The sequence below is a fragment of the Pantoea sp. RIT413 genome (genome assembly GCF_003057675.2).
GTDB classification, from domain to species: Bacteria; Pseudomonadota; Gammaproteobacteria; order Enterobacterales; family Enterobacteriaceae; genus Pantoea; species Pantoea eucrina.
On record NZ_QBJB02000020.1, the window covers coordinates 23,900 to 36,492 of the forward strand.

The 12,593-nt window shown below is 57.7% G+C and carries 8 protein-coding genes; 6 read left to right on the forward strand and 2 right to left on the reverse strand.

What is annotated here, in order from left to right; genetic code table 11:
- Positions 1-653: 653 nt before the first annotated feature.
- Positions 654-4,598 (reverse strand): trifunctional transcriptional regulator/proline dehydrogenase/L-glutamate gamma-semialdehyde dehydrogenase, encoded by a 3,945-nt coding sequence (gene putA / locus DBY66_RS16770; protein WP_108569597.1) that lies wholly within the window; start codon positions 4,596-4,598, stop codon positions 654-656.
- A 526-nt stretch (positions 4,599-5,124) separates the two neighbouring features.
- Between putA and putP the strand changes: the two genes are divergently transcribed.
- The 6 genes from putP to iraP all read left to right on the forward strand — a co-directional run bounded on the left by putP (position 5,125) and on the right by iraP (position 11,971).
- On the forward strand, positions 5,125-6,609 hold the full coding sequence (gene putP, locus DBY66_RS16775) for a sodium/proline symporter PutP (protein ID WP_039385031.1): 1,485 nt from the start codon (positions 5,125-5,127) through the stop codon (positions 6,607-6,609).
- A gap of 257 nt (positions 6,610-6,866) precedes the next feature.
- Positions 6,867-7,700 (forward strand): iron uptake transporter permease EfeU, encoded by an 834-nt coding sequence (gene efeU / locus DBY66_RS16780; protein WP_039385029.1) that lies wholly within the window; start codon positions 6,867-6,869, stop codon positions 7,698-7,700.
- A gap of 41 nt (positions 7,701-7,741) precedes the next feature.
- Positions 7,742-8,857 (forward strand): iron uptake system protein EfeO, encoded by a 1,116-nt coding sequence (gene efeO / locus DBY66_RS16785; protein WP_108569598.1) that lies wholly within the window; start codon positions 7,742-7,744, stop codon positions 8,855-8,857.
- 2 nt (positions 8,858-8,859) lie between these two features.
- A complete protein-coding gene (efeB, locus tag DBY66_RS16790) occupies positions 8,860-10,140 on the forward strand; it encodes an iron uptake transporter deferrochelatase/peroxidase subunit (protein WP_108569599.1) in 1,281 nt (426 codons plus the stop codon).
- Between the two features lie 528 nt (positions 10,141-10,668).
- Entirely contained in the window at positions 10,669-11,457 is a 789-nt protein-coding gene (gene phoH / locus DBY66_RS16795; RefSeq protein ID WP_039385023.1) for a phosphate starvation-inducible protein PhoH, read from the forward strand.
- Between the two features lie 151 nt (positions 11,458-11,608).
- Positions 11,609-11,971: an anti-adapter protein IraP gene (gene iraP, locus DBY66_RS16800; protein WP_071667935.1), complete on the forward strand. Its 363-nt coding sequence runs from the start codon at positions 11,609-11,611 to the stop codon at positions 11,969-11,971.
- Between the two features lie 79 nt (positions 11,972-12,050).
- On the opposite strand, the gene DBY66_RS16805 is transcribed toward iraP, so the two are convergent.
- Positions 12,051-12,263: a hypothetical protein gene (locus DBY66_RS16805; RefSeq protein ID WP_039385019.1), complete on the reverse strand. Its 213-nt coding sequence runs from the start codon at positions 12,261-12,263 to the stop codon at positions 12,051-12,053.
- Positions 12,264-12,593 lie beyond the last annotated feature (330 nt).

Consider the following 12,593-nt stretch of genomic DNA (forward strand, 5'->3'; position numbering starts at 1 on the left):
CCACCGTAGGGGACGCATTAATGCGTCCCTGGTCACATTCGTGCGCCGATGCTGGTTTCCGGGCGCCATTAATGGCGCGCCTGCGGGATAACAGTTCCCATCGTAGGGGACGCATTCATGCGTCCCTGGCCACATTCGTGCGCCGATGCTGGTTTCCGGGCGCCATTAATGGCGCCCCTACGGGTACAATAATTCCCATCGTAGGGGATGCATTAATGCGTCCCTGGTGATGTTCGGGCGCCATTAATGGCGCCCCTACGGGATAACAATGCCAACCGTAGGGGACGCATTAATGCGTCCCTGACCACATTCGTGCGCCGATGCTGGTTTCCGGGCGCCATTAATGGCGCCCCTGCGGGATAACAATGCCCATCGTAGGGGACGCATTGATGCGTCCCTGGTGATGTTCGGGCGCCATTAATGGCGCCCCTGTGGGTACAGTAATTCCCATCGTAGGGGACGCATTCATGCGTCCCTGGCCACATTCGTGCGCCGATGCTGGTTTCCGGGCGCCATTAATGGCGCTCCTGTGGGTACAATAATTCCCACCGTAGGGGACGCATTAATGCGTCCCTGGCTACATTCATGCGTCCCTGGCAAACCCGCAATAAAAAAGGGCCCGCAGGGGGCCCTTTACTGTCATAACCTGACGTTTAACCGATGGTCATCAGGCTGGCGTTGCCGCCTGCCGCCGCGGTGTTGACGCTCAGCGACCGTTCAATCAGCAACCGCTCCAGCAGCAGATTGGTTTCCCCGCGGGCGAAGCCCTGGACGGAAACAATGGCGCCTTCGCGTGCAGCGATATCGGCACACAGCGTACGCAGCTGATCGGCATCACCGTGGTAGATCACCGCATCGAACTCACCGGACAGGGCATCTTTTGCCAGCCGGATGCGCTGCTGTACGGCAGACGGCAGCGATTTCAGCAGGCCACGATGCAGCTCATCATCCTGCCACAGCGCCTGACTGCCCACGCTGGTAACCGCAGCCAGCTGGATCAGCGCATCCTGCTCATTGTCGGCGAGGCAGAGCACGCGTTCACGCGGCAGCAGGCTGAAGGTGTTGCGTTCGCCCGTCGGACCCGGCAGCAGACGCACCGTGCCCGCCTGCGACAGCTCATCATAGCGCTGGCACAGCGCCTGCAATGCTGGCTTATCCTGCGCCCAGTTCTGCAGCGCCTGGTGTGCGCCCATCAGCGTTGTACGCACGCTGCTGTCAACCGGCTGCTCAGCATCCTGACGATCGAAGGTCAGGCGCAGCGCGCCATCCGGACGATGTGCCAGCAGGCGGTAGAGATAGAGGGGGCCACCCGCTTTCGGGCCGGTACCGGAGAGGCCTTCGCCGCCAAACGGCTGCACGCCAACTACGGCACCGACCATATTACGGTTCACATAGAGGTTGCCGACGTGCGCGTTTGCAGTAACCTGAGCGATGGTTTCATCAATACGCGTATGTACGCCAAGCGTCAGGCCATAGCCGGTGGCATTGATCTGCTCAATCAGCTGCGGCAGGCTGCTGCGCGAGAAGCGCACCACGTGCAGCACCGGTCCGAAGATCTCTTTATCGAGATCGCTGACCTGATCCAGCTCAATCAGCGTGGGTTTGATAAAGGTACCGCTCTCCCACTCTTTACGGTCCTGCGCATTCTCCTGCACCGCCTGATAAACGGTAAAGCCTTTGTTGCGCATCGCCTGAATGTGACGCTCGATGCCCGCTTTCGCTTCCTGGTCGATAACCGGACCGATATCAGTTGAAAGACGCTCCGGGTTGCCCATGCGGCACTCCGCCATCGCGCCGCGCAGCATCTTAATGGTGTGATCGGCGGCATCTTCCTGAATACAGAGCAGACGCAGCGCCGAGCAGCGCTGGCCGGCGCTGTCAAACGCGGAGGCAACGATATCCACCACCACCTGTTCGGTGAGGGCAGAGGAGTCAACGATCATGGCGTTCATGCCGCCGGTTTCTGCGATCAGCGGTGTCGGGCGCCCCTGCGGATCGAGACGACCGGCAAGATTACGCTGCAGCAGCGTTGCCACGGCGGTTGAGCCAGTGAACATAACGCCGCGCACGCGCTCATCGCCGGTGAGCTGTGCGCCCACGGTTTCACCCTGGCCGGGCAGCAGCTGCAGCACGCCGGCGGGAACGCCTGCATCCAGCAGGATCTGCACCGCCTGCGCCGCGATAAGTGGCGTCTGCTCGGCCGGTTTTGCCAGCACGCTATTGCCGGCAGCCAGCGCGGCGGCAATCTGGCCGGTAAAGATCGCCAGCGGGAAGTTCCACGGGCTGATACAGACTACCGGACCCAGCGGACGATGCGTTTCGTTGTCAAAATCATCGCGTACCATACCGGCGTAGTAGTAGAGGAAGTCTACCGCTTCGCGCACTTCGGCGATGGCATTGTTGTACGTTTTGCCCGCTTCGCGCACCAGCAGACCAATCAGCTGCTGCATCTGCGCTTCCATCGCCTGACCGGCACGCTCAAGGATCGCCGCGCGCTCGGCTGGCGGAGTGGCAAACCAGATCGGTCCGGCGCCGACCGCCGCATCCAGCGCGGCAGAGACTTCGGTTTCGGTGGCTTCGCGCACGCTGCCGACCACGTCAGCCGGCGCCGCCGGGTTCAGTACCGGCTGGCTGACACCCGTTTCCAGGGTGCCCTCGATCATCGGCTGGGCCACCCATGGCTGGCTGGCGCTGTTCAGCAGGGCGCTGGAGAGTGAGGCGAGGCGATGTTCATTCGCGAGGTCGAGACCCGCGGAGTTCGGGCGCTTGTCGCCATAGAGATCGCGCGGCAGCGGGATCTTCGGATGTGGCAGACCCACGGCGCCTTCGGCTGCGCCCATTTTTTCTACCGCTACCACCGGGTCAGCAACCAGCTCATCTATCGGCAGGCTCTTATCGGCGATCCGGTTAACAAAGGAGGTGTTGGCACCGTTTTCCAGCAGGCGACGTACCAGGTAAGCCAGCAGCGTTTCGTGCGTGCCCACCGGCGCGTAAATACGGCAGGGACGGCTGAGTTTGCCATCGGCCACTTTGCCCACCACCTGTTCATAGAGCGGCTCGCCCATGCCGTGCAGGCACTGGAACTCATACTGGCCCGGATAGTAGTTATTACCCGCCAGATTATAGATAGCGGCCAGCGTGTGGGCGTTATGCGTGGCAAACTGCGGGTAGATCTGGCTCGGTACCGCCAGCAGTTTGCGGGCGCAGGCGAGATAGGAGATATCGGTATATACCTTGCGGGTATAGACCGGATAGCCTTCAAGGCCTTCCATCTGCGCGCGCTTGATTTCGCTGTCCCAGTAGGCGCCTTTCACCAGACGGATCATCAGGCGGCGACGGCTGCGCTGTGCCAGATCGACCAGCGAGTCGATCAGCATCGGGCAGCGTTTCTGGTAAGCCTGAATCACGAAGCCAATCCCGTTCCAGCCTTCCAGCTCAGGTTCAAAGCAGAGTTTTTCCAGCAGGTCCAGCGACAGTTCAAGGCGATCGGCCTCTTCGGCATCGATATTAATGCCGATGTCATATGAACGCGCCAGCAGCGTCAGCGATTTCAGGATCGGATAAAGCTCTTCCATAACGCGATCGTACTGGGCGCGGCTGTAGCGCGGATGCAGCGCAGAGAGTTTGATCGAGATGCCCGGGCCTTCATAAATGCCGCGGCCGTTGGAGGCTTTACCAATCGCATGGATCGCCTGCTGATAAGAGAGCAGATAGGCTTTCGCATCGGCGGCGGTCAGGGCCGCTTCACCGAGCATGTCGTAGGAGTAGCGGAAGCCTTTCTCTTCCAGCTTGCGGGCGTTGGCCAGCGCCTCAGCGATGGTCTCGCCGGTAACGAACTGCTCGCCCATCAGGCGCATGGCCATATCCACGCCTTTGCGCACCAGCGGCTCGCCGCTTTTACCGATAATACGGTTCAGCGAGCGGGACATGCTCGCTTCGTTATGGGTTGAGACCAGGCGTCCGGTAAACAGCAGGCCCCAGGTCGCGGCGTTAACAAACATGGATGAGCTGCGGCCCAGGTGCGACTGCCAGTTGCCGTTGCTGATTTTGTCGCGGATCAGCGCGTCGCGGGTGGGTTTATCCGGAATACGCAGCAGCGCTTCTGCCAGGCACATCAGCGCCACGCCCTCCTGCGAGGAGAGGGAGAACTCCTGCAGCAGGCTTTGCACCATTCCGGCGCGTCCGGTTGCACCTTTCTGGTGCCGCAGCTTGTCGGCAAGGCTATAGGCCAGCTGATGGGTTTTCTCTGCCAGCGGAGCGGGCAGGCGAGCCTGCTCCAGCAGCATTGGTACCGCTTCCGTCTCGGGCCGGCGCCATGCGGCGGTAATTGCGGAGCGGGTAACCGACTGCGGCAGAATGTGTTCAGCAAAGTCGAGGAACGGCTGCAGGCTCTCTTCGGGCAGGTTCTCTTCTGCCGTGGTTTCACTGGCCTGCAGGGGAATTTCCGGCAGGGTCTCGCCCGCTTCAAGCTGGGTTAAGTAATTGAAAATAGCCTGCTTAATCAGCCAGTGAGATGTGCGATCGACCTTCTGTGCTGCCAGCTTAATGCGCTCGCGGGTGGCTTCATCCAGCTTCACCCCCATGGTAGTTGTTCCCATGAATTCCTCGTCTTGAAAAATAAATCAACATCAGCGTGGGCTGCACTATCACTCATGTTGCAACTTTGTGCAACCGTGTTAAATGTGACCCAGGTTGCATGCCTGAAAGCCGTTTGTTTGTTAACTGTAAAGAAACGGCACGTTTCTTGCTGCAAGAATCTCGCCAGAGTTGCAACCGGGTTCACTAAACCGCAAAAAGCCGCGTTTCTGGTGCAACCAAAAGTTTGAACGGGCGCAACCTTTGAGCAAAGAAATGAGAAAGAGAGGTGAAACCCAGGTAACAGCTGTGTTAAATCCATTGTGCACATCGCACCTTTGCGGCAGGATACCGCGCCTTAAGAGAAATTCGCTTCTCTGACGGCGGTAACGCGCAGTGGCCACCCCGTTCCGGTGCTGCCGTGTGATTCAATTGCCGTGACAAAGAGGGTAAGTGATACGTCGCGCCAGGGAGACGCCCGGCTAATGCTGCTGAGGCAGGGCGGGCAAAGAATTTCTCTTAAGCAATTACATAATAAGTGGAGAGAGTATGAGTATAAGTACACCAATGCTGGTGACCTTTATTATCTATATCCTTGGGATGGTGTTGATAGGGTTTATCGCTTACCGGTCAACAAAAAACTTTGATGATTATATTCTGGGCGGCCGCAGCCTGGGCAGTTTTGTTACGGCGCTCTCAGCCGGTGCCTCCGATATGAGTGGCTGGCTGCTGATGGGCCTGCCCGGTGCCATCTTCCTGTCCGGCATCTCTGAAAGCTGGATCGCTATCGGCCTGACGATTGGCGCCTGGCTGAACTGGAAAATTGTGGCGGGTCGTCTGCGCGTGCAGACCGAGCATCACGATAACGCCCTGACGCTGCCTGACTTCTTTACCAGCCGCTTCGAAGACAAAAGCAAGCTGCTGCGCGTGATCTCCGCGGTGGTTATCCTGATTTTCTTCACCATTTACTGCGCTTCAGGCGTGGTGGCCGGTGCGCGCCTGTTTGAAAGCACCTTTGGTATGGATTACCAGACCGCTATCTGGGCGGGCGCAGCGGCCACCATTCTCTATACGCTGGTGGGCGGCTTTCTGGCCGTGAGCTGGACCGATACGGTGCAGGCGACGCTGATGATTTTTGCGCTGATCCTGACGCCGGTAATTGTCATTATCGCCGTAGGCGGCTTTGATGATTCACTGACGGTGATCCGCGAGAAGAGCATCGAGAACCTCGATATGCTCAAGGGGCTCAATTTTGTCGCGGTCATCTCGCTGCTTGGCTGGGGGCTGGGCTACTTCGGCCAGCCGCATATCCTGGCACGCTTTATGGCGGCAGACTCCCATCGCTCCATCCGTACCGCGCGTCGCATCGGCATGGCATGGATGATCTTCTGCCTGGCGGGCGCGGTTGCCGTAGGCTTCTTTGGTATCGCCTACTTCCAGAATAACCCGGCGCAGGCCGCGGGCGTCACGCAGAATGGAGAACGTATCTTTATTGAGCTGACGCGTATTCTGTTTAACCCGTGGATCGCCGGTATTCTGCTTTCGGCCATTCTTGCTGCGGTCATGTCCACTCTGAGCTGCCAGCTGCTGGTCTGTTCAAGTGCGCTGACGGAAGATCTCTATAAGGGCTTCCTGCGTAAAAATGCCAGCCAGCAGGAGCTGGTATGGGTCGGACGTGCCATGGTGCTGCTGATTGCACTGATTGCTATTGCCCTGGCATCCAATCCGGATAACCGGGTGCTGGGCCTGGTGAGCTATGCATGGGCTGGCTTTGGCGCGGCGTTTGGTCCGGTGGTGCTGTTTGGTGTCTGCTGGAAGCGCATGACGCGTAACGGCGCGCTGGCGGGAATGGTAATTGGTGCCGCGACGGTGCTGCTGTGGAAACAGTACGGTTACGCTGAGCTGTATGAAATCATTCCAGGCTTCATCTTTGCCAGCATCGCGATTGTGGTCTTCAGCCTGACGGGCAAAGCACCTTCCGCCGCCGCGCAGCAGCGTTTTGCCGCCGCGGAAGCGGAATACCAGGCAGATTAAGGTATTCGCGCGGTGCGTTGCGGCACCGCTATCAAAAAGGAGGCACAGTAATGTGCCTCCTTTTTACGTTGAGGCGTCAGGCAACGCGATCCTGCCGACCTTTCTGAACGGTCATCCCCTGACTTCTCCCCCCTGTGCAGCAAAATAATTTCCCGCAGTGACTTGTTTTTTCTGCAGCGATAATGATAATCGATATCGTTCGCACTTTACGTTTTTTTACGACAGATTTACCCTGCTAAACACTTAAGAGGCAAACTATGTTTGTTCCGTTTCTCATTATGCTCCGTGAAGGTCTGGAAGCGGCGCTGATTGTCAGCCTGATCGCCAGCTATCTGAAGCGCACCGGACGCACCCGGTGGTTCCCGGCGATGTGGGGCGGGGTGATAGCGGCCATTGTGCTCTGCGCGGGACTGGGTATCGCCATCAATGCCACGACCGGTGAGTTTCCGCAGAAGCAGCAGGAGCTGTTTGAAGGCGTGGTAGCGCTGATTGCGGTCGTGATGCTGACCACCATGGTGTTCTGGATGCGCAAAGTTGCGCGCAGCATGCGCCTGACGCTGGAGAAGTCAGTGGATCAGGCGCTGGCAAAGCGGGGCGGCAGCGGCCTGCCGCTGGTGATTATGGTGTTTCTCGCCGTAGCGCGCGAAGGGCTGGAGTCGGTGTTCTTTCTGCTGGCGGCCTTTACGCAGGATGTGGGCTATGCCCCACCTGCGGGCGCGCTGCTCGGCCTGCTGACCGCAGCGCTGCTCGGTACGCTGATCTACTACGGCGGCGTCCGGCTTAATCTGGCCCATTTTTTCCGCTGGAGCAGCCTGTTCATTCTGTTTGTAGCCGCCGGGCTTGCGGCCGGCGCAATCCGCGCTTTCCATGAGGCGGGATTGTGGAACCACTTCCAGGCAACGGCGTTTGATATAAGCAGCGTGCTCTCTGTGCACTCTCTGGCCGGTACGCTGCTTGAAGGCCTGCTCGGCTATCAGGAAGCGCCCAGCGTCAGTGAGGTTGCAGCCTGGCTGCTCTATCTGGTGCCGGCGCTGCTGCTGTTTTTTTTCCCGGCGCCTTCTGCTCCGGCTGCCGCACGCAGCCTGCGCTAATCCCGATTGTTTTAACCTGACTCTTTAACACGGATACCATCATGAATACCACGTTACGCGCTACCGCCTCTGTCGTCGCGCTGCTGCTTTCCGGGGCTGCAGCCGCTGCAGAGATCCCGCAGTTCACCGTCACCGTTACGGATAAACAGTGTGAGCCCATGACGATGAACGTGCCGGCGGGTAAAAGCCAGTTCATTATCAAAAACCATAGCCAGAAAGCGCTGGAGTGGGAGATCCTGAAAGGGGTCATGGTGGTCGAGGAGCGGGAAAATATCGCGCCGGGCTTTACGCAGAAGCTGACGGCAAATCTGGAAGCGGGTGAGTATGAGATGACCTGCGGCCTGCTGAGTAATCCGAAAGGCAAACTGACGGTGGCCGGATCGGGGCAGTCATCAACGCCAGAGCAGAAAGAGCTGCTGCAGCTGGCTCAGCCTATCGCCGACTATAAAGCGTACGTCCTGAATGAAGTTAACGCGCTGGTAAGCAGTACCAAAGCGTTTACGGCAGCCATTAATGCAGGCGACGGTGACAAGGCGAGAGCGCTCTATGCGCCGACCCGCGCCCACTATGAGCGTATTGAGCCTGTTGCTGAACTCTTCTCCGATCTGGATGGCAGTATCGACGCACGCGAAGATGATTTTGAGCAGAAAGCGGCAGATCCTAAATTTACCGGTTTCCACCGCCTGGAGAAGCTGCTGTTTGCCGATCGCACAACGACCGGTGCCGCGCCTTTCGCCAGTCAGCTCAATGACGATGTTAAAGCGCTGCAGGCGCGCATCAGCGCGCTGGCATTTGCGCCGGTTAAAGTCGTGGGCGGCGCAGCGGGTCTGATCGAAGAGGTGGCTTCGAGCAAAATCTCCGGAGAGGAGGATCGTTACAGCCGCACTGACCTGTCTGATTTCCGGGCAAACGTCGACGGCGCGCAGAAAATTGTGTCGCTGCTGCGCCCGCTGTTGCAGCAGCGGAATCCGCAGCTTCTGGCAAAAATCGATACTAACTTCAGCAAAGTTGACGCAATACTGGATAAATACCGTACGGCTGAGGGTTACGCATCCTATGAGAAGCTGACCGCGGCCGATCGCAATGCGTTAAAAGCACCGATTACCGTGCTGGCTGAAGATCTCTCGCTGCTGCGCGGCACGCTGGGCCTCGATTAACCATGGCTAAACAGCATGATGCCATGCAGCCGGCACGTCGCCGGTTACTGCAGGGGCTGGGTGTGCTGGGCGGTGCGGCTGCGCTCGGGGGCAGCTGTCCGTTCCACGCTGGCGCAGCAGCAGAGCATTTTTCTCCGGGCACGGTTGCACCTGATGCGCGTCAGCAGGTGCAACCATTTTACGGGGCGCACCAGGCAGGTATCCTGACGCCGCAGCAGGCCGCCATGATGCTGGTGGCCTTTGACGTGCTGGCCGACGGTAAAGCGGAGCTGACGCGTCTGTTGCAACTGCTGACGGAGAGGTTCGCCTTTCTGACGCAGGGCGGACCCGCACCAGCGGTGACAAATGCGCAGCTGCCGCCGGCTGACTCCGGCATTCTCGGTGCCACTATTGCACCGGATAACCTGACGCTGACGCTCTCCGTGGGCAGTTCGCTGTTTGACGAACGCTTTGGGCTGGGCGCGCACAAGCCTGCACAGCTGCAGGCCATGACGCGCTTTCCCAATGATTCGCTTGACGCCAGCCAGTGCCACGGGGATTTACTGATTCAGATCTGCGCCAATAGTCAGGACACCGTGATCCACGCGCTGCGCGATATCATCAAACACGCTCCCGATCTGCTGGCGGTACGCTGGCGGCGCGAAGGGTTTATTCCTGAGCACGCAGCGCGCAGTCACGGGCAGGAAACCCCGATTAATCTGCTGGGTTTTAAAGACGGTACGGCGAATCCGGATGCGCAAAACGGCGCGCTGATGGATAAAATGCTGTGGGTCACGGCCGATCAGCAGGAGCCCGCCTGGACATACGGCGGCAGCTATCAGGCGGTGCGGATTATTCGTTTCCGCGTTGAGCAGTGGGATCGCACGCCGCTGGGTGAGCAGCAGACTATTTTTGGCCGGGAAAAGCTCAGCGGAGCGCCGCTTGGCGGGCATCATGAGCATGATGAGCCGGATTATGCCAGCGATCCGGATGGGGACGTGATAGCGCTGGATGCCCATATCCGGCTCGCTAACCCGCGTACGCCTGAGACGGCGGACAGCCTGATACTGCGGCGCGGCTACAGCTACTCTGCCGGGATCACCGGGGCAGGGCAGCTTGATATGGGGCTGCTGTTTATCTGCTATCAGCACGATCTCACTAAAGGTTTTATCGCAGTGCAGCAGCGGCTTAACGGCGAGGCGCTGGAAGAGTATATCCGACCCACCGGCGGCGGCTACTTTTTTGCGCTGCCGGGCGTAGCCGATGCCACGCGCTATCTTGGTCAGTCGCTGATTGAAGCATGAACCCTGCTGCCGGCAATGCTTATTGCGGCAGATAAGCGTTCTGCTCTGCAAAAGGATCCGCAAAGGATCCTTTTTATATTTTATATACTGCACTGGTTTATCTGCATTTTTTATGGGCTGCGCCTGATACCATCGCCACAACAAATCTTAATTTGCATCTAAAAGTAAAAATAGTGTTGCAAATTTTCGGCGCTATGTTTCACTTTACTCATAAGCGTTGTCAGTTTTGTGGCATCAGCCACTGGAGTTCGCGCATGAGGCGTTCCATTCCGGAACCAGCAGGTGTAACACAGCAAGCGCAGTTCTCTGCGGGAGAGAGCCTCCTGTCAACGTTTTACTCATCTTTCATCCACTATCTTCATCATCCAGTTTGTTTTTATTCGGTGCGCTGCGGCGTTTCGGCGCTGTTGTACACCCCGTTTTGTGTATCAGTATGGCTAAAAGGAAGCCAACGTAACCTCTAAAGCGTTCAAGTCATCGCCGCGGGTGATCCGTCGCGATTCATGAAACCAACTGTAAGGTGCCACTATGGGAAGACAGAAAGCAGTGATCAAAGCGCGTCGTGAAGCTCGTCGTGTGCTTCGTAGTGACTCCCGGAGTCATCGTCAGCGCGAAGAAGAATCGGTCACTTCGCTGGTGCAGATGGGCGGGTTAGATGCTATTGGCATGGCGCGCGATGTGCGCGACCGGGCACCAATTGCAGCCCGGAATGAAGCTCAGGCGCACTATCTTAACGCCATAGAAACGAAACAGCTGATATTTGCAACCGGTGAAGCTGGCTGCGGTAAAACCTGGATTAGCGCAGCAAAAGCAGCTGAGGCCCTGATCAATAAGGATATCGAAAGGATTATCGTGACGCGCCCGGTACTGCAGGCGGATGAAGATCTCGGTTTCCTGCCCGGAGACATTTCCGAGAAATTCGCCCCCTATTTCCGTCCGGTTTATGACGTTCTGGTTAAACGTCTCGGCGCTTCCTTTATGCAGTACTGCCTGCGGCCTGAAATCGCCAAGGTAGAGATTGCGCCCTTCGCCTATATGCGTGGACGTACTTTTGAGAACGCAGTGGTTATCCTCGACGAGGCACAAAACGTCACCGCTGCACAGATGAAGATGTTTCTGACCCGCCTGGGGGAAAACGTCACGGTTATCGTTAACGGTGATATTACTCAGTGCGATCTGCCCGCCAGCGTCCAGTCCGGTCTTGCCGATGCGCTGGCGCGCTTTGAAGAGGATGAGATGGTGGGCGTGGTGCGCTTTGCGAAAGAGGACTGCGTTCGCTCAGCACTCTGCCAGCGCACGCTGCACGCCTACGGCTGATAGCATCCCATCCCGTTGATAAACCCGGCCCCGGCCGGGTTTTTTTCTGTCCCTAATTTCACCGGCAAAGCATGACGACCTTTCAGAGTGATGAGAGTTGCAGCGGTTCGCTAACGCGGTAAGATTGATCTTTTTTCAGGGAGCACAACCAATGAAAAACGTCGTCCTGAGTATGCTGGCAAAAATATCGCACATCGATGCGGACATGAAACAGCTGACCGCCCGGGTTGAAGCACAGTCGCTGCTGATTAGCGCGCTGGTACTGGCCGTCAGCAGGCAGGGTGGAGTGACGGAGATGATCGATGCGGCTAATAAAGCGATCAATACGGTTATCGACTCCGCTGAAAGCGATGAGGTGCTGAGGTCCGATGCCGCTATTCTGCTAAGCGAATTGCAGAATCTGCTGACTATCTCTCAGGCCGTGGATAAAGCCGATGGTGAAATTAACCATGCAGGACTGAGCGAGCTGACCGGCGTTGCGGCTGCTGAACCCGCTTTACCCGCTAAAAAGTAAGCTGGCCAGACACAGCAGATAATCAAGCCTGAACGCGCGTTCAGGCTTTTTTCAGGCATAAATTCATGCCGCGGCTGGCTTATTCGCCGTTAATACGCTGTTTCATTTCACGCTGGTGCTTGTGATAGTCCTCTCCGCACTCTGCAGAGCAAAATGCAGTATCAGCGACAACGCGTTCATCTCTGCACCAGATACAGTTGCCCGTTGCGCTCACCAGACGTGGTTTACGCGCAAACAGGGCGCTCTCCAGATGAGCGGCTTCTCGTTCCTGTGCCAGATCTACATCATCCATAACTTTTTCCTTAATAAAACATATGTTTCTTCAGGCCCCACGGCCCTGACCACGTTGATGACAATCCAGGAGGTGTCTGCAACATGGCGTCTCCTTCAGCAGGTTTGAGCGAAAGAGGTAGCTGATACCCGCATCCGGTTTATGCCTGCTGAATGTTGCTGCCGGGTCAGTTTAGCAGAGGTGGAGCAGAGCTGCGGTCTGAGTTTGCTGATGATGGCACATTGCGGTCAGGAGTGGGCACCTGAATCCGATAATATGCATTGCACAAATTGGCAGGGGACGCATGAATGCGTCCCCTACAGCGGCACCTGTCATTCGACGCAACCACGT

Excerpts from the sequence above, each read along its gene's own strand:
- efeU (WP_039385029.1), top strand. The coding sequence starts at position 6,867 with ATGTTTGTTCCGTTTCTCATTATGCTCCGTGAAGGTCTGGAAGCGGCG.
- iraP (WP_071667935.1), top strand. The coding sequence starts at position 11,609 with ATGAAAAACGTCGTCCTGAGTATGCTGGCAAAAATATCGCACATCGAT.
- DBY66_RS16805 (WP_039385019.1), bottom strand. The coding sequence starts at position 12,263 with ATGGATGATGTAGATCTGGCACAGGAACGAGAAGCCGCTCATCTGGAG.
- efeB (WP_108569599.1), top strand. The coding sequence starts at position 8,860 with ATGGCTAAACAGCATGATGCCATGCAGCCGGCACGTCGCCGGTTACTG.
- phoH (WP_039385023.1), top strand. The coding sequence starts at position 10,669 with ATGGGAAGACAGAAAGCAGTGATCAAAGCGCGTCGTGAAGCTCGTCGT.
- putA (WP_108569597.1), bottom strand. The coding sequence starts at position 4,598 with ATGGGAACAACTACCATGGGGGTGAAGCTGGATGAAGCCACCCGCGAG.
- efeO (WP_108569598.1), top strand. The coding sequence starts at position 7,742 with ATGAATACCACGTTACGCGCTACCGCCTCTGTCGTCGCGCTGCTGCTT.
- putP (WP_039385031.1), top strand. The coding sequence starts at position 5,125 with ATGAGTATAAGTACACCAATGCTGGTGACCTTTATTATCTATATCCTT.